We start from the raw sequence: 24,919 nt of genomic DNA, 5'->3' as shown, positions 1-24,919 counted from the left end.
AAGTAGGAATAAAGTGACTTCGAATACCAATGCTTTCTAAGAGTTATGAACTTGTTTTTAACAGCATATTCCCCATAAAAAAAGGCCCCAATTCCTTTTATGGAGGGGCCTTTCGCTTATAACTTGATTCCTATTATTTGACTAGGAAATCTTCTTTCGATTTTATGGCGGGCTTCGGAATATCGTTTTTCTCCAAGAAGGACATAAACTTCTTTCCTTCTTTTTCCATGATCTTCTGAAAACGGGCCTTTTCGGCAGTATACTCTTCCGAAATAAGAACATAGTTGTTCTTTCTATCCTGAGTAACGCGGTCATAACTACTGGCAATATTAGAATACAGGGTTCCCATACGCTCCCTTAATTCCGGTTCGGCCGAAGCCACATAGTTGTCACCCGAAGTAATAACAAGATCACCTCTTAGACTTTCTAAAGCATCGTATAACTTCTGAGCCGTCTTTTTGCCTTTTGGGTGCTTTTCCATTACCATTTGAGCCGTCTTTTGGGTCTCTGTCAATTGGTGCACCGTGTATGCTAAGTCCTCTACCATGTTGTACATATCCATGGTATATTTCTCTTGCTCCTTTCGTTCTGCCAAGGTGGTTAAGGAAGTGTCATCGTATTTGGTTTCGATGATATGTTCGTAGGTCTTCTTTCCTTTGGTTAAGACGACCTTGTATTTTCCGGCCGGTACTCGGGTAGAGGTAAATCCACCAGCGGCAAAGGTCTTTCCTTCCGCCATTTTTGGCCTTTCACCAAAGAATCCCCATGTAACCACATTGATTCCTTTCGATTTGCCAGGAGGGATGGTTATAATTCTGTTACCGTCCATGTCTTGGATTTCCAATGCCATTTTCCCGAAGGTATGTCTCTTTTTAAGATAGTAAATAATTCGGGCTGCAGTAGTTTTATTTCGTCCCACAAATTGCGTCTCGGCACCAAAGCTTCCAGAAAAGCCACTGCTTTCTTTCATTGTGAAGGTTTCATTAGTAAAGAAATGAACATCCTTCGATAGCACCTCTTGGCTCAATTCACGTAATGGGCTTATATCGTCAATAATGATCACACCACGTCCGTGCGTTCCCATAACTACATCGTTGGTTTGCTTTTGTAGATCTACAAAATGCACAGCCACGGGAGGCATATTGTTGGTAAACTGTGACCAGTTTTTTCCGCCATTAATGGTAACATACAATCCCATTTCGGTACCCAAGAAAAGCAGATTCTCGTTTTCATAATCTTCCTGAATGTTTCGCACAAAGGCAGGTGCCTGTACGTCTTCCGAAATGATATTGGTCCATGTCTTTCCGTAATCGGTGGTTTTAAGGGCGTAAGGGGTAAAGTCTCCGCTCGTATGACCATCGAATACAGCATAAGCGATTCCTTTGCCATGAACACTGGCCTCAATATGATATACCCAAGTGTTAGCAGGGATGCCTGTAAGATTCGCGGTTACATTGTCCCATGTTTTTCCACCGTCCTTGGTTACCTGTACATTTCCATCGTCGGTTCCTACCCAAAGAATGTTCTCATCCAATGGAGATTCTGCAATGGTGAAAATGGTCGTATGGTTTTCGGCTCCACTATTGTCCATGGACAGCCCCCCAGAATCTTGCTGATTCTGCTTACTGGGGTCGTTGGTAGTTAAATCGGGTGAAATAATCTCCCAAGAGTCTCCCATGTCATTACTTTTATGCACAAACTGGCTACCCATATAGAAACGGTCCGGTGCATGGTGACTTACCGCCATAGGGGCATTCCAGTTCCAACGCAATTTGGCCTTTCCTTTTTGCTGTAACGGCTGAATCGTTTTGGTTTTGTGCCTGTCGGCATCGTAGCGCCAAACGTTTTGGGCCCCTTGCATTTCAGAATAGATGATATTCTTGGTTGGGTGCTTCAATACACGGAAACCATCACCAAATCCAACGCTGTTCCAATCCCTTGCATTCACTCCACCTGGAGAAGAAGAAGGACCGTACCAAGATCCATTGTCCTGTAAACCTCCATACACATTGTAAGGTTCTGCGTCATCTACGCTAATGTGGTAGAACTGGGAAAGCGGTAGGTTTTCCACTATTTCGAAAGTGGTTCCTCCATTCCAAGAGCGGTATACACCACCATCGGTTCCGCTGTACATAATATCGCTGTCTTTGATGTGAAAAGTAACATCGTGAATATCACTGTGCATGTTACCCAAATCTTTAAAAGTCTTTCCTCCGTCTCGGCTTATGGAGCCGTTCAATCCACCCTTTACAATAACGTTTGGATCACGAGGATCTACCGTAATACGGGAAAAGTAGAAAGGGCGAACCACCAATCCGAAGTCATTGTTTAAGTGTTCCCAACTCTGTCCAGAATTGGTAGATTTCCAAAGTCCGTTCTTGGCTTTGTCCTCAGTTTCCAATACCGCATATAAGATATTGTTGTCACTCGGTGCTACCGCAACGGCAATTCTCCCTAGGTCTCCCGGAGGGAATCCATTGTGGATTTTATTCCAATTGGCACCACCATCGGTAGATTTATACAAGGCACTGGTAGGACCTCCTGAAGCAAATCCCCATCCACTTCTTCTAAACTCCCACATGGAAGCATAGAGCGTGTTTGGATTGTTGGGGTCCATAATAACATCGGCTGCCCCAGTAGAAGGTCCGATGTAGAGTATTTTATTCCAGGTCTTTCCGCCATCGGTGGTTTTGTATACCCCTCGGTCTTCACTATCGCTCCATAAAGCTCCCAAAACACCTACATATACTTCGTTGGTATTGTTAGGGTTAATAACTACAGAGGCGATACGCTCACTGTTCTCAAATCCGGGTATTTCGTTCCAAGTACTTCCTCCATCGGTAGAACGGAACAATCCGTCTCCAATAGAAACGGAGTTTCGCGTCCAGGTCTCTCCGGTTCCTACCCAGATAGTATTATCGGGGTCCTTCGGATCTAAAGTCACTACTCCAATAGATTGTGGGTGTTCGTCGAAAATAGGAGAGAAGGTAGCTCCTCCGTCTACACTTTTCCAAACCCCTCCACCGGCAGTACCGGCATAGATGATTCGGGTGTTGTTGGGGTGCATTTCGAGGTCATTGATACGACCGCTCATTAAGGCTGGACCTATATGGCGAGCGTTCATATCCCCGAAGAGTTCTTTTCCTTTAAGTGCAATTTCCTGTGCTGATCCTGTGAAGGGCAATACCAGCAAGGCACCTAAAAATAATATGGCCTTTTTCATGGGTTGGTGTTTTTTGAATTAAAAAAATCCCCTGCAAGCAGAGGATTTATATAGGTTTGTGATATTAGTTTTTGGTTCCTTCGGCCGGAGTGGCTTTCTCTGGCATTACGAAGATAGACTCGTCGATATCGGCATTGAACTCAACTTCGGTCATGTTAATGGACTGTACTACTTGACCGCCCATTTTAACGTCGAATGTGTAAGGGTAGAAGATATCGCCCGCTTCTAAGTACTCACTGTAAAGGGTTTGTTGCACCATTCCCTTTTGTGGTCCAGAAGTAATTTTTTCTTCAGAAACAATCGGAACGTAGTTTTCGGTATCGAAATAGTACATTACAGAATGTGCCTCTTCCTTACCGTCTACCATGATTGGGTTTTTGGTCAACTTAACTTTGAAAGCCTCTGTACCTTCTATGGTCTCTTTTCCTTCATAAGAAATGGTATACCCCTTGCTTTTGTAATCTAGGAAAGGATCTGGGAAGTCTTTGGCTTCGTTGGCCTTGTAGTTTTGTGATGCTTCAGAATCTGCGGCTTCTGCTTCCATGGTTTGGAAGTTCATTGCCCATTGTTTTTCACCATCAAATGCTTGAGGGATAAATTTCGACCCTTGCAAATCTACCTCGGCAGCCATTCTTCCGTCTACCATAGTGTACATTATAAAAGGGAATTTCTGAGGACCAAAAGAAGCGGTCCCGGTCGCTTTCATCGATTTAATTTTTTTCCAAGCGTCCATTCCGCCTGTATTTTCAAAAAAATTGTCAACGATTTCCTCTGCTGTTTGTGCCTGGGTATTAGGAGTAAATGCTACTAAAGCACAAAGAACAAATAAGAGTTTTAATGTTTTCATGAAATTTCGTGATGTTTTGGTGATAAGAGTTAGACTATCGAACCCTTGGTTTTGTTACATAATGTAACCACTTTTTTTGAAAAATTTCAGGAGTATTTTAAATACCTTTACAAAAACGGAAAAAATGAAATTCGGAAAAGTAGATAATCCAGCCATCATAGACTTCACCTTACCACCCGATCATGAAGGTACATCGGCAGTGCTTTCTAAGAACGAAAAGCTCGATAAACCCAATGTTTATGTGGGTTGTGCCAAATGGAATCGGGCCGATTTAAAGGGATTCTATCCCCGTGGTACCAAGGATGAATTGGAGTATTATGGAACACAGTTTAATTCTATTGAATTGAATGCCACTTTCTATCGAATTTTTCCCGCAGATACCTTTGCAGGATGGTACGATAAAACCCCAGCCGATTTTCGCTTTTTTCCAAAGGTGTTTCAAGGGGTTACCCACTGGAAGCGACTACAGGATTTTGAAGGGTACTGGAACGAGTATATTTTGAACGCTTCCAACCTAAAAGAGAAGCTCGAAATGCCCTTTGTGCAAATGCACGGGACCTTTGGCCCGAAGAATATGGATCGTTTGGTGCCTTTCTTTGAAGCTATTCCGAAGGATATGAGAGTCGCTGTAGAATTTCGTCATACGGATTGGTTCAATGACGAAACGGTCGCCAATGAATTGTATGATATCCTTGAGAAATACAACATTACCAATATTGTCGTTGATACTGCAGGGAGAAGGGATTTATTGCATATGCGAATGACCAGCCCCTCGGCCTTTATCCGTTACAATGGGGCCAACCATGAAAGCGATTATACACGTTTGGACGATTGGGTAGATCGATTGGAAGAGTGGGTTTCCCAAGGGCTACAAGACATATACTTCTTTGTGCACCAAAATGTAGAGAAGGCATCGCCTTTGCTTTCGGCACATTTCATCGAAAAAATAAACGAACGCCTTGGGACCGATGTTCAGATTCCCGTAATGGCCAAACAACATACTCTTTTTTAAATGAGATTTCACACTAGAAAATGGATAAAACCCGAAGACCTAAACCCCAATGGTACGTTGTTCGGGGGACGACTTTTGGAATGGATAGATGAGGAAGCGGCACTGTATGCCATCATTCAGTTGGAAAATTCACGTACCGTGACCAAATTTATGAGTGAAATTAATTTTCGAAGTTCTGCCAAAAAAGGAGACATTATCGAAATAGGTTTGGAAGTGGTAAAGTTTGGAACATCCTCCCTTACTTTGCAATGTGAGGTACGAAACAAAATGACACGGGAAACCATTATTACCATAGATTCCATCATCATGGTGAGTTTGGGGGATGACGGAAAACCCAAGCCGCATGGGAAAACCGAAATAGAATACGTGAAGGACCGATTAAAAGGTTAGTTCTTTTTAAGACTCACTAAATCCGTACTGGTTGGTTTTTCGAACAGTTCCAACTGAAAATAGGGGGTAGCCGCTATCAGATGGTCGAAAATGTGTGCCATGATCTTTTCATAGTCCTGCCATTCCTTGCTTTTACTGAAACAATACACCTCCATAGGAATCCCTTCGGTGGTAGGGGATAAATGCCTAACCATGAGGAACATATCCTTGTTAATTCCCGATAATGTGTTCAGGTAATTCTCCACATATATCCGGAACACCCCAAGATTGGTTTGATTGCGACCATTAATGGGAAGACTTTTGTCGGCATTTTTATCCGAGTTATGACTATCGATTTCCGTTTGCTTTTCTGAAAGATATTCGGTGATCAATTCAATTTTAGAAAGCTCGGCAATTTGTGCTTCGGTAAGGAATTTTACGGATCCCTGTTTTATAAAAAGTGATCTTTTAATTCTTCGTCCGCCACTTTCCTGCATGCCTCGCCAATTCTGAAAGGAATCGGAGGTAAGACTATAGGTAGGAATTGTGGTATAGGTATTATCGAAATTCTGAACACGTACCGTAGCCAAATTGATTTCGGTCACATAGCCATCGGCCCCGTATTTACTGAAAGTGATCCAATCACCTATACGAACAATGTCATTTACCGTTACCTGTATGCTGGCCACAAACCCCAATATGGTATCGCGAAAGATCAATAATAAAGCGGCCGAAGCGGCACCAAGTGTTAGTAGGCTCTTTATTTCATAGCCTGTAAGTCGGCTTATAATGAGGAACAAGCCAATTCCCCAAGCAAATATCATCAACACCTGAACATAACTCTCTAAAGGTTTATCTCGGTATTCTTCCTTAGTTTTTAGATAGTTGGTCGTGGTTCTAAGGATGCTTCGAAATACTAGGACACTTAGAATGACGATGTATACGTCTATGGCAATCAGTAGAAATTCGGAAATCGGAGGATATCCTTTAAAAAGCAATGGTTCCACATACCAAATGACACCGACAGGAATAAAATGGGCTACAAATCTTGGGAAATTACTTTTTACCAAATAATTATCATAGGTCGTCCTAGTTTTACTGCTGAAAATGCGAAAACCCGTAACGATGGTCTTCCTTACCAGAATATCCAGTAGAGTGACGATGGCGGCAACTAGAATACAATTTATGATTGTACTCAATGCCAAAGCCAATGCAGGGTTCATACCCGCATCGACGAAATAGGTATTTAACCAATCAAAATACGTGGCTAGGGATTCGCGGTTCATCTCAAATATTTACGTTCGGCATAAAAGGGGCCGAAAGGTAAGATAGAACAAAGTAGCACAACGGAAAACACCGACCAACTCCAGTTCAATTTTTCTTTGATGAAATAGGCACCAATCACGTACAGCATGAAAAGGATACCATGTGCCATTCCCACAACCTGAACCATTTCCGGTTGGCCCCATATGTGTTTTAAGGGCATGGCGATTCCCAATAACACCAAAAAAGAAATAGCTTCTAGTACACTAATGATTTTGAAGGTTTTAATCGATATATCCACGGGCGAAAAATTTTTGCAAAGATACGTCATGATTCATTTAGAACCTGCAAAACAATAAGAATTAATCGCAGGGTAATGGATCGTTTTGGGTAGGGTAGGAACGGTTTTTTCTAAAGCTGTAGTGCCACCATTCGGTACGAACGGTTTGAAACCCGTGTTTCCGCATTCCTTCTATGAGCATCTTTCGGTTGGCTAGGATTTCTTCGGAAAAGTTGTAGTTGTCAATATGGGCCTCCCGACCAAAATAGTCGTAATCGCTTCCCATTTCCACATAGCACCCTTCTAAGGTAACTAAGGTAATATCTACTGCAGCACCTTTGTTATGGATACTTCCTTTTCCGTAGGGATTGGCCACATATGTAGGTCTGGGAACTTTGGCCCACATTTTTTTCTGGACATCCAAAGGACGGTAACAGTCATACAGTTTTATTTTGTAGCCCAATTCGCAGAAATACATATTGGCTTCGTTCAATGCCTTAGCCACTTCCGGCCGGAGTAGGCATTTGGCGCAATCATATAGGGTTTCCCCAATAAAATTATCGGGTGTGGCGTACCTAATTTCGTAGGCGAATTCATCCGAAAGGGAAGCCATATCTACCAAGGCATCTTGGGCAATTCCCGGATAGCATAAGAAGTGGAGCAGAAGGGGTATCCATCGATTCATGAAGGGGAATTTAGTGAATTATTGAATAAGAGTACCTAGGAATTTGTATTTTAGAATGAATTCTAAAACAAAACCTGAATTTGAAAAACGCAATCTGCTTTATCTTATTAGCGGTACTTTGTATTGCTTGCCAGAATGAACCTAAAGTACAGCCAAAGTATTCCAATTTTGAAACCGACTTGGAAGAAAGGAATTTATTTGGAAAAGTAAAGTCTTACGATCAACGTATCGCTCGCATAGAAGGCGGCAATCTTACTTCTATGAAAGATCCCGTGCTTAATTTAACTGAAGAGTTTTCCGAAAACGGTGCCTTGCTGAAATCTGAATCTTTTGATGTTTTTGGAGCGTCCCAACAAACCATAGCACATTATTTTGACGATAGCGAATTTCTTGTGAAGTCCGTAACAATAAATAAACAAGGCCCAATTGGAAAAACGGTGCAGCTCATTGAGCGGGATACTATCAATAGCAGGGAAACTATTAAGGTTACCCTTAATGACACTATGAATTACGAATTTCATTCGAGGTTTGATGCATCCGACAGAATAGCCGAACAAATAAAGATTGAAAAAGGGGATACAACTGTCGTGCGTTATGCTTATGAGTATGATGCGAATCAGAATTTAATTCGGAGTACTGAAACCAGCGGAGAAGAAAATACCATCAATACATTTACATATGATGAAAATGGAAATATGATCGAGTCGATTTGGGAAGCGGATCACTTTAAGTCAAGAACCCTTACAAAGTATAAGGACAATCGTATTACTGAAATTCACTATTATAATATCTATCCAGACGGCACGGAACACTTGGAAAGCATCACCCAATACGATGAATATTACAATCCTACCAATACAAAATCATATCGGGACAATGAGTTGGATAACGAAACTAAAATGGAGTATGAGCTCGATGATCAAGGCAATTGGATAAAAAAGAAGATGTATTTGAAACAACACTTTGCGAAATCGAATGAATTTGTTCCCATATCTGTGGAGAACAGAGAGATAACATATTGGAATTAAATAGATTCAAGGGATTTTAGAATTATAAAATAGGGATTATGGGCAATTTAACGGGTAAAGTAGGCTTTGTAACAGGAGGTACGAAAGGAATCGGATATGGTATCGCCAAAGCATTTTTAGATCAGGGAATGAATGTAGCGATTACGGGAAGAACCCCAGAGGGAATTCGGGAGGCCATAAGATCCTTGAATGAGTTTGGGAATGATTCGGCTTATGCTATTGGTGTCGTTTCCGATGTTACGGATTATGATAGTCAAAAAGCAGCTGTTGCCCAAGTCTTGGAAGAATTCGGAAAGGTCGATGTGGTCATTGCCAATGCTGGATTGGGACATTTTGCCCCTATAGACAAACTAACCGTTGCTCAATGGGAACAAACCATAGATACCAATCTAACCGGTGCTTTCTATACTCTGAAGGCAGCATTGGAGGCCCTTAAGAAAAGTAAAGGCTATTATATTACCATATCGAGTTTGGCGGGCACCAATTTCTTTGCGAGCGGAAGTGCTTATAATGCAAGTAAGTTTGGACTTACTGGCTTTACACAATCTGCAATGTTGGACTTACGACCTTACGATGTTAAGGTATCGACCATAATGCCTGGAAGTGTCGCGACGTTTTTCAACCAAAACGAACCTTCGGACAAGGATGCTTGGAAAATACAGATTGAAGATATTGGTCAAATAGTGATCGATCTGCTCAAGATGCATCCACGTACCTTGCCTAGTAAGATTGAAGTACGGCCGTCGAAACCGCCGAAACGATAACTTAATTTTTCGGAAACTTTTTCTGCTCCTTGCTATGAATGGCCCAATCGATAGCGGAATCTAAATCCTTGAATTTTTTAATAGGAGCGTTGGAGAAGATCTTTTCCAGTACAACACTCATCCATCCCATTTTGCTATAGGCTACTACAGCAATGCATCTTAAATGGTGTCGTTCTTTAAAGAATTGCATCCAATCCTTGGGTTGTACGGAATACGAATGAATGCGATTGGAAATGTAAGCGACTTTAATTTCGGTGGAACCGAAGAAATCGTAAACCCCGTGAATGACCTTTTCTGCCAAGGCCCAATTGAAATGAACTCCCTCGAAAATTTCACCAATAACATACTTTTCGAAAATGTAAAAATTCCCAAATTCGAATTCCAACTTTTTCAAATAATGCTCTCGGTACTTTGAATTTTCTACGCTAACGGGGGCAATGAATTCATTCATAACCATGAAAGTACTATTTTTTTCGATCGGTGTCAAATAAAAAACGGCTTCCAATCACCTTGAAAGCCGTTAATTCGGTAAGAATTTTCTTATAACTAGTTGGCACTCAACAGGGCCAAGAATTTATCGAGGTTCGGAAGAATCACAATTCGGGTTCTTCGGTTTCTACTTCTTCCTTCGGACGAATCATTATCAGTTAAAGGTTGGTAGCTACTTCTTCCTGCAGCGATCAGTTTAGAAGGGTCTACATCGAAATCATCCTGAAGCTTACGAATCACAGCTGTAGATCGTTCAACACTCAAATCCCAATTGTCCTTAACATAAGCACCTTTCTTAACAGTTTGAGCATCGGTGTGTCCTTCGATTAGAACTTCCATTGCTGGTTCACTGTTAATTACATCGGCCAAACGTTGTAGTAAGTTATTGGCTTTTGGGTTAACACGGTAGCTTCCCGATTTAAATAATAGTTTGTCGGAAATGGTGATCATTACGACGGTCTCATCCACATCGATGGAGATTTCATCTTCTTCTCCTTCGGCTACCAAGGTGTCGTCCAAGTTCTTTTTAAGGTTGTGGGAAATGATAAGGTTCATAGAATCCTCAAGGGTTCTGGCTTCTGCCAATTCATTTTGGTCCACATTGGCCAAGGCTTTTTTCATTTGCTCCTTGTCACTATTGGAAATCACTACATTACCATAGTTTCTAAGGCTGTTGTTTTCCAATTCAACGTTGGCATCGGTTAGGGAAGCGATTTTAGCGTTGTAATTGGCTACACGATCTTCAATTTTGGCGTATTTCGCCTCAATTTCTTCCTTTTCCACCTGGGTCTTGGCAAGGGTAGAGCGAGTCTCGTTGTACTGATTCTCTAGTTCGACATATTTCTTTTTGGAAACGCAGGACGTAAATACAAAAGTCCCACTAAGCAGGGTTAGTGCAATAGCTTTTTTCATTCTACTAAGTTTTTAACGGTTTGTGGGGTGCAAGAACCGAAATATGCTTAAAAAAACAAGTTAAGAAAACTTATAATTTTGTTAATTAACAAGACGTAAAGGAATAGAGATCAATTAATTTAGGATTTTCAATGTCGCAGTTAATTCGTAAATTTATATTGAAAAAATTGTAAAAATCGCTATGCAAGTTTCAACAGATGTTCCCAACCCTACCAACAATCCCCCGATAGATATTACCAGTCCATTAGAGGTGATTGTTTATATTGTAATTCCTATTGCGTTGTTGATTGTTTATTTTTGGGTTCGGAAGAAAGGAAGATCAACTTCAAAAGACCAAGTAGGAGAGGATACTTAAAAAGAATTTTTGGTTTAATTTTTGATAGTCCCAAAGAGATGAATGCCACACTTATGAAATACGCCCTACTATCACTGTTAGCTCTAACAGTTACATTCTCCTATGGTCAACTGGATACCAATACCAATAGTGTACAATTTGAGGTAGAAGATACCGATGTAAATGATCCTACGGGATTGGAGCTGCCCGCACGTAAGAGATATGGTTTAACTACTCCTAAGGATGAAAGGGATCCCAAGACCGATATGTCTTTGGGAAAAACGGACCCCGAACCTTTCGATATGTCTAAAACCGATGGCCTGCTGGAAAATAACAAAGGGAAAGCACCTAAGGCCTTTACAAAGGATAAAGAACCGCTCCCTGAATATGGGCAGGATCAGTTTTTAGGCGATATGAAAACGGGATCCGCCTTTGTGACCATTAAATATAGGGATCATGAATATGTAGATGGAGATCTTATCCGTGTCTACGTAAATCAAGATATCGTACAATCCCAAGTGTTTCTAGGTGGGAGTTTTTCTGGCTTTGTCCTTAATTTGGAGCCAGGCACCAACCGTATAGAATTCGAAGCCCTGAATCAAGGTTCCTCAGGACCCAACACAGCAGAACTACATGTGTACGACGACAATGGCTTCATCATTTCTGCCAAGGAATGGAATCTACTTACGGGAAGCAGAGCCAGCATCATTGTAATTAAGGAAGAGGAATAATCTACTACGCTTCTTTTTTGGCATCTAAATAACTTCCTAAGCGATCTAAGGAATCATCCCAGAACTTATCGTAGAATTGCAGCCATTTTTGTACTTCCTCCAAAGGTTTGGGGTTGGCATGGCAATAGCGCTCCCTTCCTTGAGAAGTGATCTGAATGAGTCCGGCACCTTCTAAGGTTTTAATATGCTTGGTAACTCCCTGTCTTGATATTTGAAACTGCCCAGAAATCTGTGAAATAGACAAGGCCGTAGCGGTAACCACTACGGCATGAAATATTTCCCGACGTGTGGGGTCGGCAATGGCTTTTAAAACTTTGGTAATCTTATCCTGCATGAACCATTTTTTGAGCGTGTTCTTCTAAAGCGACCATGCATTTGTCCCAACCGTTGCTATAGCTTGTGAACATGGTAAGGGCGGTATCTCCGGAATAATTGGATATTCCCGAATGTTCTAATCGGAGGAGAGTACCATTTTCAGTGGTTTCCAATTGCCAGGTCACTGTGGTTTCTACGTCTGTGTTCTCAACAATCCACGTATATACTAGTGTATATGGGTTGGCTGCCTTTACTTCGCCAGTAATGTTAGTACAGTTATTTTCTTCACTGGCTACAAAGGTGTATTGGTATCCGGGTTCGGCCTTAAAATCTGCCTGTATGAACCATGTGGATATTTCTTCGGCTTGAGTAATGGCCTTCCATATCGTATCGATAGGATGGTTAAAGGTAACTTCTTTACTAATGCTATCTTTCATAATGACTAAGGTTTACGATTAAACATGCAACTATACGGTTGCTAAATTACAAAAGATATTTTAAAACGCAACTTTTTGGTTGCTTATTTTAATTCTGCTTCTGAAATCAATAGGGGATAGGCATCGCGCACCTGCTTTATTTCGTCTGGACTCAGCTGTGAAAATGCGCGACCTTTAAACGTCTTGGCAATGTAATGTTCTCGTAATTCGAAATACGCTTTATTGAGTTCTACTTGGATGGCTATAAAATCCTTGTAACGGGATTTTCTGCTCGACTGAAGGGAAATAATGGCTTGGGTAGGATTATCTGAAGACCCTACAAATCCGATCCCTTCGCAATACGTACAGCTCTTATCACCATTATTGTCGATGAACTTCTTCAGGGTTTCTTTTAATTCGGAAAAATCGATGAGCGCTTCGTCGGCTCTGAGTTCCCCTTTTTGGTTCAATTCTAACCGTAATACATTTCGTTCATTGAACGTTAGGTCGCAGGGTGGATCCACACATTTTTTAGGAAGTACTCGTGGAATTCCCTTGTCATTGGGTATAATGGTCGTTACTAAAAAAAAGATGAGCAGGAGGAAGGCGATGTCGGCCATACTGCCTGTGTGAATGCTGGGTGTTTGTCTGGAATTTCTCATACGTGCAATGGTTTGCAGGTAGTTTCACAAGAAAAATGCCAAAGACTGTAGAAATAAAAAAACCGCCTCTTAATTCATAAAAAGGCGGTTTGTAAAAATAGGTTATAGATAACGGCCGCTAATTGTTGTCGTCTTCGTTTTCGCCTTCATTCTCTTGCCCTTCCTCTTCTTCGTTTTTGGAAGGTGCCATGATAGGCTTTACTTCCCCTTCTTCGTTTACACGCATCATTAAAGCATCATAAGAATCGATGTGGATGTACATTTTTCCATCCAACATCACCACAGGGTTTTGCATTTCGGCTAAGGGAACAGATGCTCCTATGAAAGCCTTCCCTAATTGTTCTCTTACTTTTTCATCTTCAGCCACATTATAGGTTCTGTACTTATAAGGACTATTTTCCAAACCACTTACAATGGTATCACAGGTCTGGCACTTTTCAGTAAGATACAATGTGATGTTCTTTTTGGGATCGATTTTAATGAGTTCGAATTCCTTTCTAATCACCCGTCTCGAAAGGCTATCGGTAATATCCAATTCGTATTCGTACACGGGTTGTTTGCCTCTTTCAATAATGAGGCTTAAAAGGTTAACACGGGAAGTCGCAGGTACCCGGGTTTTCCGGGGAACTCCCTTTCGTTGTCTAAATCCGGTTCCAGTTACTTTGATAGCAACATCCAGATCTACTAGGTTCTTGTTTACCGCGTAAAGGAATAGGCGGTTGGCTTTTCTTTCTTCCTCAATATCCACTTTGTACTCCTGCGCGAAGGCGACAGTAGAAAATAAAGCAAATAACAAGGTTAAGCTGAGGTATAGGTTCTTGTTCATATTGCAGGGCTTTTTTCAGGTTTCAATATAGTAATTATTTAATAATCTCAGGGAAGCACAAATGGTGCCACAATTTTTAAAGTGATTGCACGTGCTTTATAAATGAAGAGGCGCGGTTCATAAATGTTGATGGGAATAACGTATCTTTAATGGTTCAACAATCAAAAAAATTGCTCATGAAAACTAAACACACCCTCACCCTGTTTTGTTTCTTGTTATCTATGGTAACCTTTGGTCAAGAATCTTCCGATGCAGAGGTTCGAGCCTTGCACGATGAAACCCCAGATGATCCCTATGTAGCTGTAGATAAGTCCTTAATGCCCAGGCAGCCCGCCTATAGTTTTATTGGATCCAGTTATTTTACTACTCAAGTTAATGTAGATGCTGAAGGAAACGACATTATTGGAGATGCCGGAAATGAACCCTCCTTGGCGGTAGACCCCACTAATAACGACCGAATCGTTGTCGGGTGGCGACAATTCGACGCCATTGCGAGCAACTTTAGGCAGGCGGGATATGGCTACTCCTTAGATGGAGGAGCCACTTTTACCTTTCCAGGGGTTATAAATCCAGGTGTCTTTAGATCGGATCCGGTTTTGGATTTCGATGCCAACGGAAACTTTTACTACAATAGTCTACAGGGAACCTTTGCCTGCGATGTTTATAAAATTGAAGATGGAGGAGTCGATTGGACGGGACCCTTCCCCGCATTTGGAGGGGATAAGCAATGGATGCGTTTGGATAGAACCGGAGGTATCGGGGATGGACACAATTACTCCAATTGGAACTCTGCATTCACCACCTGTTCTCCGGGTTATTTTACCCGCTCTACAGACGGGAGTACCACCTTCGAAAACTGTATCACCATAGATGGAAATCCCTTTTGGGGCACCTTGGCAGTAGATGCTGCTGGAGATCTATACATTTCTGGTAGATCCGGTGCTAGCAATGTTCTGGTAAAATCTACGACTGCTAAGGATGCTGGATCGGCCGTAACATGGGATTTTGCAACCACCGTGAATATGGGAGGTAGTGTAGCCGCCGGATTGCCTATTAATCCGTCGGGACTGGCAGGACAGCTTTGGGTAGATGTAGATTTGAACAATAACAATGTGTACATGTTGGCATCGGTAATACCTACGGGAGGAGGTGATCCCATAGATGTTATGTTTGCTAAAAGTACAGATGGTGGAGCGACCTTTGCAGCTCCAGTTCGTATCAATACAGATCCTTTAGGGAATTACAATTGGTTTGGAACTCTTTCCGTGGCGCCCAATGGAAGAATTGATGTTATTTGGCTGGATACGCGTGATGACAATGGCGGACTTGATTCCGTACTGTATTATGCCTTTTCTACAGACGAAGGTGAAACGTGGTTGTACAACCAACCCATTTCGGATTCATTCGATCCTACCATAGGATACCCGAACCAAAGCAAAATGGGAGATTACTTCGATATGAAAAGTGATAACGACCATGCACATATTGCTTGGTGTAATACTTTAAATGGGGGACAGGATGTGTATTACACGCGTATTACCCCATCGTTATTAGGCGTAGGTGATCTGGCCGTAAATCCATTCAACGTATCGGTTTCGCCGAATCCGGTAACCCAAGAAACCGTTATATCTTTTGAAGTAGCATCCGAATCGAAAACCGAAGTTGCGGTATACGATGTTCAAGGAAAGAAAGTATATAGTTTGCTTAATGAAGTAGTGTCTGGTCCGCAACGTATCTCTTGGAATACGCTCGATAAAGAGCAGTTTAATTCCGGAATTTATTTTGTTACGATTGCAACGGGTGATTTAAAATCCGTTGCCAAAGTTGTGGTGAAATAAGACACTATTTCCTGAAACCAACGCCCGTCCCGAAATATTATTGAGACGGGCGTTGCTATTTGTGTAACGATACGACAAAAGAAGAGTCTTTACCTTAAAACTAACAAGCCATGCCCACCAAACTGATCCCTGTCCTCTTTGTTTTACTCCTTTCTTATGCCTGTGCTAACAAGAAAAAAGAAGACAAAGTTGAGGAGTCCTTTCACCTTACGGCAGAACGGACAGCGCGTTTGGATAGTTTGAACGTATTCTTCACCCAAAAGGCGAATGAAGATATACTCCCTGGTTTTGCTGTGAGCATCTTTAGCAAGGATACCGTATTTCTTTCCAAAGGCTATGGTTTTGCCAATATGGAGAAGCAATTGCGCTACAATCCACAGACGGTGCAAATGATCGCATCGGTTAGTAAAACCCTTATTGGCGTGGCACTCATGAAGGCGGTAGAGGAAGGGAAACTTTCTTTGGACGCTCCTATAAACGAGTATTTACCCTACCAAGTAGTTCACGCACATTTTCCAGACAGTTTGATAACCGTTAGGCATTTGGCCACACATACCTCTGGTATAAACGATGAACCCAATGGAGGAAAGGGAAATATTTTCGCTAAACCTTTATTGAAAGAAAATTGGCGTGAAGTCTGGCATCCTATCATTGCCAAATACAATACGAATGAAACGCGGCCTATGGACGAGTTTCTACAGGATGTTTTTTCTGAAAAAGGAGCTTGGTACGACGAAGATACGTTCTTGAACCATGCCCCCGGAACTCATTATGAGTATAGTAACTACGGATCTGCACTATTAGCGCATATTATTGAGATTGCTGCGCAAACCGATTACCGCGAATACACACGAAAACACATTATAGATCCGCTACAGATGAAGCGTTCTGGATGGTCGAAGGCAGAAGTGGATACGTTGAACCATATTGCTTATTACAACGATCGTTATCACGCCCTCCCAGAGTATTCCATCGTCACCTATCCCGATGGCGGCTTTTATTCCACAATTGAAGATATGACTTTATTCCTTCAGGAAATGATGCGCGGTTATGACGGGGAAGGCAAACTACTCAGTGCCGCTTCCTATGAGGAGATGTTTACTGTGTACAATGATTCCTTAGACTCCCGTACCGGTCTTATTTGGGATCTGGATCAGGGCTGTTGCATAGGGCATGGCGGTAATGACTTCGGAATTGCCACGATGATGTTTTTCTTCAAAGAGCAAGGGATCGGGAGGATCCTTTTCAGTAATCTCGATGTACAACAAGAACAGCAGGATGAGGCTTTCTATGGCATTCACAATGAGCTGTACACTTTCGAATAGTACGGTATGCCTTTGTTCAAGGGCTTTCTAAAAATTTCTTACCTTATTCTGTCACGTTTTTATAAAGCGTGAGTTTACTATTTCAGAAACACCAAAAAAACCAGCTTCTTGAACGCACTAACCGACAACACGCTCATGCTAGCCGTTAAGAATGGCGAAGTGGATCGATTGGGAATGTTATACGAACGTTACAAAGTTTGGGTGTACAATTTCTTTTTTCAATCCAATCACAATGCAGCGCTTTCAGAAGATTTGGTTCAGAATGTGTTTATGCGCATCCTTAAATACAAGCATACGTATACAGAAGAAAGCAAGTTTGTCACCTGGATGTTTCAGATAGCGAGAAATGTAAACCATGATCATTTCAGAAAGAACAAGAAACACATGGATACAGTAGACTTGGATGGCGTAGCCTTTAAAACCGAAAATGGAAAGGGAGCCGAGGAAACTATGGAATTGAAAGAGTCTAAAAATCTATTACACGAAGCATTGAAGCGACTGTCCTTAGAAAAAAGGGAGGTCATTGTGCTAAGCAAATTAAAAGAATTGAGATATAGAGAGGTAGGAGCGATACTAGGTTGTAGCGAAGATGCGGCAAGAACGAAGGCGCATAGGGCTTTAAAGGAACTGAAAACCGTTTATCTCCAACTTCAAAAACAATAGGATATGGATAAGGAAACATTACACGAACTATGGTCCGATTATGTGCTGGGACAACTTTCGGAAACCCAAATGCAGGAGATAGCATCCTATTTGGAGCGTCATCCTGAGGTAAAGGTGGAATTAGCCGATTGGGAGCCCCTTATGGAGGCTTTGGATGCTGAGTTGGAGGCGCCCAGCCAAGAAATGGATAAGGGTTTTTACACGAAGCTTCAGGAAGCGATGGATGAAAGTCCGAAACAGGAATCGGAAACTACAAAAGTATTCCGTCTGCGCCCTTGGGCAATAGGGATTGCTGCTAGCATTGTGATGGCGCTGGGCTTCTTTTTAGGCAAACAGTGGAATACCAGTGGTGCAGAGACCCAAACATTGGTAAGTGCTAATGAAAAACTGAAAGAAGCAGAACAGGAAACCAATGAGGTACGAACGCAATTGGTGATTTCCTTGGCCGATCAGCCATCAGCTTCCAAACGCTTGGAAGCCTTGAGTGAAGTGAAGAAACTGGACAGTGCTACCGACAAGGTGATAGAGGCTTTGTTTAAAATGCTGAATAACGATCCTAACGTGAATGTACGTTTAGCTGCCGTCACTTCCTTGTCTAAATATGTAGAGAACCCCATTGTTCGGGAGGGTTTGGTCATGTCCATTACCCAGCAGGAATCCCCCTTGGTACAAATTGCCTTGGCCGAACTTATGGTAACCCTAAAAGAACAGAAATCGATTAATTCCATGGAAACCTTGCTGAAGAAGCCGGATATTAATAAAGCAGTAAAGGAGAAACTGGAAGAATCCATAAAGGAGATTATTTAATTAAATCATTTAGTCATTCAATCATTCAATCATTCAATCATTAATTCAATCAATCAAGTTACCCACCTACGCTTACCTAACGGCACGCTTCGGTGGATAAGGAAAAGCGAACAATCATGAGAAAATTACAATTAATTACATTGAGCTTGTGCCTACTATTTGTGGGGGTGAGCTATGCTCAGAAACATTCAGAAACCATTACCGATCAGAAACGATTTCCGAGTAATTCATCAGAAAATCTATTGGTAGTGTACAATGTAAATGGTCCTGTACGGGTAGAAGGAACCAACGGGAATGAAGTTTCCGTAACGGTTAAAAAGACCATAGAAGGAAACAATACCCGACAATTGGAGCAGGGAAAAAGCGAGATTGGTATCAAAGTAGAGACCCGGGGAAACATCATCTACGTGTATCACGATTCGCCTTATACGGAATTCAATCTAGAAACAGGTCGATTCAATCATAAAGGCTCTTGGAATGGCAGTAAGTATCACTATAAGCTAGATATTACTGTGAAAGTACCCAAGAACACCAATCTAGAATTAAGTACCATAAACAATGGAGATATTTTTGCCAGTCGTGTGGAAGCCAATGATATTACCGTGAGCAATATTAATGGAGCCATTACTTTGGAAGATATCGCAGGTAAAACCTATGCCAACGCCTTGAACAAAGACATTAACATCAGTTATTCCAAAAACCCAAGCAAGGATTCGAAGTATGCCTCATTAAATGGTGATATCAATATCAATGTTCAAAGCGGACTCAATGCCGACATTTCTTTTAAGAGTTTGAATGGTGATATCTATACCAATCTGGAGACACGTTCTTCCAGTGGGGCCATGGAAATGTCCAAAAGGAAAGGAAAGAAGGGCACAAAATATAAAATGAACAAGGATACCCAATTTCAGATTGGCTCTGGAGGGGTTCAATTGGATTTCGACGTACTGAATGGTGACGTCACCATAAAAGGATAATAGCATGAAAACACACTATAACACACTAAAGCACTTCGGAATACTACTGCTTCTTTTGGTAGGAACCCAACTTACAGCACAGACCAAAGAAACCTTTACCATTCCATTATCTAATCCCGGCCAGGAAGGAAAATTGGTGGTAAATATTATCGATGGAAACATTACTGTTCAATCACACAATGGGGAAGATGTCATTGTAGAGGCCACTGGGCAACAACAAGGCAACAAGGGCTGGAACAATAAGAAACAGCAACGATCTAAGAATGGCATGAAACGAATTGTAGACAATTCCCTTTCTTTTACGGTAGAGGAAATTAATAATAAAGTATATATCAAATATACCCCTGGTAAATGGGTGATCGATTTCGTAGTAAAGGTGCCCAAGCAATTTTCCTTGGATCTCAAGACCGTGAACAAAGGAAATATTGTGGTAGAGGGTGTTGATGGCACGCATGAGGCCAGTAATACCAATGGTAAAATCACCATGCGAAATGTGGGAGGCTCGGTCATTGCAGATGCTCTAAATCAGGACATTGTAGTTACATTCGCTTCGGTTCATAACAATGCAAATATGATGTTTAGTAGCCTTAATGGAGATGTTGACATAAGTTTCCCTAAATCGCTTAAAGCTAATGTGTTAGCTAGTTCAAACAATGGCAATGTGTATACCGATTTCGAAATTGTAAAAGTGAACAATGGAGGTAATGTAAAGACGACCAACAAAAATGGAGTGTACAAGGTAACAAGAGAGAAAGGAGTTGCCGGAACCATTAATGGTGGTGGAGCAGATATTGTATTCAAAACATTAAACGGGGATATTTTAATACGCGAAAACAAATGAGATTAGTAGCTCTTTTTGTATTCCTTTTTTCTTCGGGAATCTTATATGCGCAACAATCCTCACCTGCGATTGCCTATCCAACCACGGACATTGTGGTAGATGGTAACCTCAACGATTGGCCCAAAAACGCCACATCCTACAAGTTGACTTATGTATTCGATGACCCCAATAGGCCTGCTGATGATTTCGCTCCGTCATTCCGTGTGGCTTATGATTCCAAAGGAAAGCACCTCTTTGTAGGTGTAGAGGTGATAGATGATGATCATCTTTCGGTTGCAGTAGGTGAAGAAGGAAACAGGGATACAGTCACTTTGTATGTGGACCTTCAGCATGACACCAAAGGCGGGGCTAATGTACTGTTCACAGCAGGTGATGAGGGATATACCGATATTTTTAAGAGATCTCCGGATTTTGATGGCGTACATGCCGATTTCGATTGGGAGGATGTTACTGTGGCCGTTAAAAGAATGGGAAAGGTAACCACTTATGAATGGCAAATAGCTTTGGGCGATGATTTAAGGCCAATGCACCCCATTGGAATCGATTTCTTTATTAGTGATCGTGATATGGGAGAGGAAGAAGCGGCCCTTGCCATCTGGACTCCGCAATTTGGAAAGAGTCTTGGAGCTATACGGCTAGGCGAAGTACTTCCGGTAAGTGAAGATACGGACTTGGATTGGGTAGAAGGAAGGGTAACCGCCGCCGATACGCTGGTTGGGCCGATAGAACGGATTAAGTTTGTGAATAAGAGGCACCCCGAACGTTGGTTTCAGACTGCTGTAGATTCTACGGGATACTACAAAACAATACTTCCAGAAGGAACCTACACTGTATCACCAACCTATGATTTGAACTTAGATCTGTTTTCAGGAAGTCATGGACATGAAACTCGCCGTATAACTCCCATTGCCGAAGTGAAAGTTCAAGTTGGGAAGACTGAAAAAGCGCCTGATTTGGTGCTGAAAACGATTGCCAAGCCCAAGTTCGAAACACTTTCAGAAGGGGCCTTACGGGCCAAGAAACCCGATCTAAAGGAAATTGATCGATTTATAAAAGAGCATCAGGATTATTATGGAATTCCAGGGGTTTCTATAGCGCTTATCAAAGACGGAGAGGTAGTTTATAACCTGAATCGTGGGGTAAAGCATAGGATCACGGGAGAAAAACTGACCAATGAATCCTTATACGAAGGGGCTTCTACCACCAAGACTTTGTTTGCTGTAATGGTGCTTCGTTTGGTAGAAAGGGGCATTATCGATTTGGATAAACCCTTATTGGAATACCTTCCGTTTCCCTTGATAGAAAAAGACGAGCGATCCAAACTCATTACCGCAAGGATTGTTTTGAACCATCAATCGGGATTAAGCAATTGGCCGTATCCCAGTAAGTTTGGTGGTCCCGGAGGATGGATGAACGGTCCTGATATTACCTTGAATTTTGAACCGGGCTCCGAATTTGGTTACTCGGGAGCAGCTTATAATTACCTGGGTAGGGTAGTGGCCCATCTTACGGGGAAATCTGTTTCACAAGTTTTTAAAGAAGAAGTGGCTATTCCCTTCGGATTAAAGAACACCCACTTCACTTATGATCGAAGTATACTTGACCAGCTAGCTACAGGGCATTATCACGCTTTTCCCTCTTACAAGGAAAGAACCGATGTAGATAGTCCGGCTTCAAGTGTAATGACCGAAGCAATGGACTTCAGCAATTTTGTGATTGGGTTAATGAAAGAGGAGCACATGTCGCAGGCAACCTACGAAAGTATATATACACCTTATACCAAATTAACTTCCGAGCAACGCATGTACGATCCCGAGTATCCGCAAGGAGTCGCCAATGGCTTTTTTGTACAGGAAACACCCGATGGCAAGATCATAGGCCACGGAGGAAACAATGGGGATTTTAACTGTAAATATGCCTATATCCTTGGAGAGCAAGTGGGATATGTGGCTTTTGCGAATAACAACTTGGGGGAGGATTTTGTAAGGGATTTAGAGCTTTTCCTTTTTCGGGGAACTACAGAGGAATAAAATTAAAAATCCCTCACTGGATATTCCGTGAGGGATTTTATCGAAACGGTTCTGTAGTATTATCTGTGGATTGCATAACTACTGGCTTTAGCGTATTCTACCAATTTTTCATTCCACTTACTTAGTTTCTTGTTTAAAAATTCTTTTAGCGTTTTCATAACATTGAAATTTAGTGGTCCGCTTATGGGCAGACGGGTTAAACTTTTATGGTTTTGACTATTTGACTCTGAAATAGCCTAGTTGTTTAATAGGAATTCAACAAGCGTGCCAAAAAAAATTTACTTAGGTGTAAATCGAACTGTATTCATGAATTACGGCCTTCGATTTTATCATGGACAAAGTATGGACAATTCAATTTTAGATTTGTGATTGATTATTTTGTATATTATTGAAAATCAATTACTTGAAACTTAAAAATTGATTGTGCTGTCTATTGTAAGGAAATTGAAGCCATGGATTGGGGTTTCAGAAGGCATTCAAAATGAGTATCTTGGGAACAACTAACTCCCATCTATGAAATTTTTTATTTCCCTTTGTTTTTCTTTTTTGTTTTTCATTTCAGCCCTTGGGCAAAACACCCAAAAGGTAGATAGTTTATTAAATGCTTTATCGGAAGCAAAAGATGATACCGAAAAGATTACACTTCATAAAAGTTTGTTTCTGAAAACCTATGAAAAAGAACCTGCTGTAGGAAAACAATACTTAGATAGTATTGAAGCTATTTCGTTTCGTATGGACCCAAATGAATCGGACTTCGATCTGACTTGGTATAAAGGGCTGTATTATAAAAGGACGTCCAATTTTCCCTTGGCCGAAACTTGGTTAAAGAGGGCAATAGCAAATTTTGAATCTAAAGGAGACATTAACTCCAGAATGCGAGCTATTAATGAATTGGGAAATGTGGAACGCAAGATGGGAAAATATAAGGAAGCCATGAATTCCATTCAGTTGGTTTTAAAACTAAAACAGGAATTGAATTTGGGTGAAGTTGAAATTGCAAGAAGTTATGTATCCTTAGGAAATATTCATGGGGTGCTACAAAATGTGGACTTGTCTACTGAGTATTTCAAAAAAGCCGAAGCCATATACGAAAGGAATGCTGGTGCTGAAGAAGATCTGGCCAAAGTGCAAGGCAATATTGGATTAAATCACAGGAAAAAGAAAAACTATAGCGAAGCGTTGTCCTACTACAAAAAGACATTGGCCTATTTTGACAAGGCTGGATATCCCATTAAAAAGGCGCGTGTTTTGCATAACATTAATGTGTTATATAGGAGGTGGGATAGTTTACCGCAGGCAGAAGACTATGCGCTGCAATCGCTACGGCTCACCCAAGAGTTTAATAACCCAGGATTGGAAGCCAAAAATTTGCTGTCCTTGGCAAAAATAGCACACATAAAAGGCGATTTACGATTGGCTCTGGATTATTATGAGAAAAGTATCGCTATAAATAAAGAAATTGAGCAGACCCCTCATTTAATTGGCAATTACAAGAGTATTGCTAATGTTTATGCCGATTTAGGGGATTTCAAAAAGGCATTTGAGTATCGTGTGATTACTTCAGATATGGAAGCTCGCCTCTACAAAAGGAAGAATGTGGACAAAGTAAATGAACTTGAGGTACAATATGCCACCGAACGAAAAGAAGCCGAGATAGCCCTTCAGCAACAGGAAATTAAGACCTTGAATGAAGAGGTAAAAGTGTCTAACCTTACCAAAACGCTTTACGGTATTGGGATGTTTGCTTTTTTGGCCATTACAGGGTTGCTGTATTTTGGTTTCAAACAACGCATTAAAAAGAATCGGATTGCTAGGGAAAAGCAAGAGGCGATTTACAAGCAGGAAATAGCATTCAAAAAGAAAGAACTGACTTCCCAAACCCTGCATTTGGTGCAGAAGAATACATTTATTGAAGAGCTGAAGAGCAATCTGGAACGGATCAAGGAATCGCCTGAGCTCTTCAAAATAGAATTCAGGAGACTCATTATGTTACTGAAGAAGGAAAAGGCAGAGGATAAGGATTGGGAAGTTTTTAAAAGTTACTTTTCGGAAGTGCACAATAACTTCGATTTAAAACTGAAGGAGATCTACAACGAGATCACCGAAAAGGAAATCCGATTGGCTTCTTTTTTGCGTATGAATCTATCTACCAAGGAAATTGCTTCTATGCTCAATGTACTTCCCGATAGTGTACTAAAATCGAAGTATCGATTGAAGAAAAAACTGAAACTAGAAAAGGAGGATGACTTGGTTTCTTTTCTTTCCACACTTTAGTTCTTATT

Annotated in this window: 25 protein-coding genes; 14 read left to right on the top strand and 11 right to left on the bottom strand. The window is 41.3% G+C overall.

Annotation, left to right across the window (positions count from 1 at the left end; all coding sequences use genetic code 11):
- Positions 1–133: 133 nt before the first annotated feature.
- Together POV27_RS09910 and POV27_RS09905 are read right to left on the bottom strand one after the other, a co-directional pair.
- Positions 134–3,223: a WD40/YVTN/BNR-like repeat-containing protein gene (locus tag POV27_RS09910; protein WP_272862599.1), complete on the bottom strand. Its 3,090-nt coding sequence runs from the start codon at positions 3,221–3,223 to the stop codon at positions 134–136.
- 64 nt (positions 3,224–3,287) lie between these two features.
- On the bottom strand, positions 3,288–4,070 hold the full coding sequence (locus tag POV27_RS09905) for an outer membrane lipoprotein-sorting protein (protein ID WP_272862598.1): 783 nt from the start codon (positions 4,068–4,070) through the stop codon (positions 3,288–3,290).
- 124 nt (positions 4,071–4,194) lie between these two features.
- Here POV27_RS09905 and POV27_RS09900 point away from each other — a divergent pair, with 124 nt between their 5' ends.
- Together POV27_RS09900 and POV27_RS09895 are read left to right on the top strand one after the other, a co-directional pair.
- Positions 4,195–5,082 carry a DUF72 domain-containing protein gene (locus tag POV27_RS09900; RefSeq protein ID WP_272862597.1) on the top strand — a complete coding sequence of 296 codons (888 nt, stop codon included), beginning with the start codon at positions 4,195–4,197 and terminating at the stop codon, positions 5,080–5,082.
- Positions 5,083–5,472: an acyl-CoA thioesterase gene (locus POV27_RS09895; protein ID WP_272862596.1), complete on the top strand. Its 390-nt coding sequence runs from the start codon at positions 5,083–5,085 to the stop codon at positions 5,470–5,472. It begins immediately after the preceding gene.
- Here the strand turns inward: POV27_RS09895 and POV27_RS09890 are convergent.
- The 3 genes from POV27_RS09890 to POV27_RS09880 are packed head-to-tail and all read right to left on the bottom strand — an operon-like array spanning position 5,469 to position 7,679.
- A complete protein-coding gene (locus POV27_RS09890; RefSeq protein WP_272862595.1) occupies positions 5,469–6,737 on the bottom strand; it encodes a mechanosensitive ion channel family protein in 1,269 nt (422 codons plus the stop codon). The two genes, POV27_RS09895 and POV27_RS09890, sit on opposite strands and share 4 nt — an antisense overlap.
- Complete coding sequence (locus tag POV27_RS09885) at positions 6,734–7,045, bottom strand: DUF3817 domain-containing protein (RefSeq protein ID WP_419179940.1); 312 nt, start codon at positions 7,043–7,045, stop codon at positions 6,734–6,736. The genes POV27_RS09890 and POV27_RS09885 overlap by 4 nt, the downstream gene beginning before the upstream one ends.
- 31 nt (positions 7,046–7,076) lie before the next feature.
- Positions 7,077–7,679 (bottom strand): M15 family metallopeptidase, encoded by a 603-nt coding sequence (locus POV27_RS09880; RefSeq protein ID WP_272862593.1) that lies wholly within the window; start codon positions 7,677–7,679, stop codon positions 7,077–7,079.
- 80 nt (positions 7,680–7,759) lie between these two features.
- Between POV27_RS09880 and POV27_RS09875 the strand changes: the two genes are divergently transcribed.
- Both POV27_RS09875 and POV27_RS09870 read left to right on the top strand, forming a co-directional pair.
- The gene (locus POV27_RS09875) at positions 7,760–8,707 is read left to right on the top strand and encodes a hypothetical protein (protein WP_272862592.1); all 948 of its coding nucleotides are present in this window, start codon (positions 7,760–7,762) and stop codon (positions 8,705–8,707) included.
- Between the two features lie 38 nt (positions 8,708–8,745).
- Positions 8,746–9,471: an SDR family oxidoreductase gene (locus POV27_RS09870; RefSeq protein ID WP_272862591.1), complete on the top strand. Its 726-nt coding sequence runs from the start codon at positions 8,746–8,748 to the stop codon at positions 9,469–9,471.
- 1 nt (position 9,472) lies between these two features.
- On the opposite strand, the gene POV27_RS09865 is transcribed toward POV27_RS09870, so the two are convergent.
- Complete coding sequence (locus tag POV27_RS09865) at positions 9,473–9,922, bottom strand: hypothetical protein (protein ID WP_272862590.1); 450 nt, start codon at positions 9,920–9,922, stop codon at positions 9,473–9,475.
- A gap of 95 nt (positions 9,923–10,017) precedes the next feature.
- Entirely contained in the window at positions 10,018–10,872 is an 855-nt protein-coding gene (locus POV27_RS09860; RefSeq protein WP_272862589.1) for an OmpA/MotB family protein, read from the bottom strand.
- 181 nt (positions 10,873–11,053) lie between these two features.
- On the opposite strand from POV27_RS09860, the gene POV27_RS09855 reads away from it, so the two are divergent.
- Together POV27_RS09855 and POV27_RS09850 are read left to right on the top strand one after the other, a co-directional pair.
- Positions 11,054–11,227 (top strand): adenylosuccinate synthetase, encoded by a 174-nt coding sequence (locus POV27_RS09855; protein ID WP_272862588.1) that lies wholly within the window; start codon positions 11,054–11,056, stop codon positions 11,225–11,227.
- A gap of 53 nt (positions 11,228–11,280) precedes the next feature.
- Entirely contained in the window at positions 11,281–11,937 is a 657-nt protein-coding gene (locus POV27_RS09850; protein ID WP_272862587.1) for a hypothetical protein, read from the top strand.
- 4 nt (positions 11,938–11,941) lie between these two features.
- Here the strand turns inward: POV27_RS09850 and POV27_RS09845 are convergent, their stop codons facing one another.
- The 4 genes from POV27_RS09845 to POV27_RS09830 form a co-directional block, all read right to left on the bottom strand.
- Positions 11,942–12,271: an ArsR/SmtB family transcription factor gene (locus POV27_RS09845; RefSeq protein ID WP_272862586.1), complete on the bottom strand. Its 330-nt coding sequence runs from the start codon at positions 12,269–12,271 to the stop codon at positions 11,942–11,944.
- Complete coding sequence (locus POV27_RS09840) at positions 12,261–12,689, bottom strand: SRPBCC family protein (RefSeq protein ID WP_272862585.1); 429 nt, start codon at positions 12,687–12,689, stop codon at positions 12,261–12,263. Before POV27_RS09840 ends, POV27_RS09845 begins: the two co-directional genes overlap by 11 nt.
- An 83-nt stretch (positions 12,690–12,772) precedes the next feature.
- Positions 12,773–13,330 carry an ExbD/TolR family protein gene (locus POV27_RS09835; RefSeq protein ID WP_272862584.1) on the bottom strand — a complete coding sequence of 186 codons (558 nt, stop codon included), beginning with the start codon at positions 13,328–13,330 and terminating at the stop codon, positions 12,773–12,775.
- Positions 13,331–13,448: 118 nt separating this feature from the next.
- Positions 13,449–14,156, bottom strand: a complete 708-nt coding sequence (locus POV27_RS09830; protein ID WP_272862583.1) for a thioredoxin domain-containing protein — start codon at positions 14,154–14,156, stop codon at positions 13,449–13,451.
- Positions 14,157–14,332: 176 nt separating this feature from the next.
- Between POV27_RS09830 and POV27_RS09825 the strand changes: the two genes are divergently transcribed.
- From POV27_RS09825 to POV27_RS09790, 8 genes are all read left to right on the top strand, one after another.
- Positions 14,333–15,994, top strand: coding sequence for a T9SS type A sorting domain-containing protein (locus POV27_RS09825; protein WP_272862582.1), 1,662 nt, complete (start codon positions 14,333–14,335; stop codon positions 15,992–15,994).
- A gap of 110 nt (positions 15,995–16,104) precedes the next feature.
- A complete protein-coding gene (locus POV27_RS09820; protein WP_272862581.1) occupies positions 16,105–17,319 on the top strand; it encodes a serine hydrolase domain-containing protein in 1,215 nt (404 codons plus the stop codon).
- Between the two features lie 108 nt (positions 17,320–17,427).
- On the top strand, positions 17,428–17,982 hold the full coding sequence (locus POV27_RS09815; protein WP_272862580.1) for an RNA polymerase sigma factor: 555 nt from the start codon (positions 17,428–17,430) through the stop codon (positions 17,980–17,982).
- Positions 17,983–17,985: 3 nt separating this feature from the next.
- Positions 17,986–18,789 carry a HEAT repeat domain-containing protein gene (locus tag POV27_RS09810; protein WP_272862579.1) on the top strand — a complete coding sequence of 268 codons (804 nt, stop codon included), beginning with the start codon at positions 17,986–17,988 and terminating at the stop codon, positions 18,787–18,789.
- 116 nt (positions 18,790–18,905) lie between these two features.
- Positions 18,906–19,766 carry a DUF4097 family beta strand repeat-containing protein gene (locus POV27_RS09805; RefSeq protein WP_272862578.1) on the top strand — a complete coding sequence of 287 codons (861 nt, stop codon included), beginning with the start codon at positions 18,906–18,908 and terminating at the stop codon, positions 19,764–19,766.
- Positions 19,767–19,770: 4 nt separating this feature from the next.
- Entirely contained in the window at positions 19,771–20,607 is an 837-nt protein-coding gene (locus POV27_RS09800; protein ID WP_272862577.1) for a DUF4097 family beta strand repeat-containing protein, read from the top strand.
- A complete protein-coding gene (locus tag POV27_RS09795) occupies positions 20,604–22,637 on the top strand; it encodes a serine hydrolase (protein WP_272862576.1) in 2,034 nt (677 codons plus the stop codon). The genes POV27_RS09800 and POV27_RS09795 overlap by 4 nt, the downstream gene beginning before the upstream one ends.
- A gap of 513 nt (positions 22,638–23,150) precedes the next feature.
- Positions 23,151–24,911 (top strand): tetratricopeptide repeat protein, encoded by a 1,761-nt coding sequence (locus POV27_RS09790; protein WP_272862575.1) that lies wholly within the window; start codon positions 23,151–23,153, stop codon positions 24,909–24,911.
- Positions 24,912–24,919: the final 8 nt, after the last annotated feature.

This window comes from Aureisphaera galaxeae (genome assembly GCF_028561275.1).
In the GTDB taxonomy this organism is placed as follows: domain Bacteria; phylum Bacteroidota; class Bacteroidia; order Flavobacteriales; family Flavobacteriaceae; genus Aureisphaera; species Aureisphaera galaxeae.
This window is presented reverse-complemented; position numbering and strand designations above follow the sequence as displayed.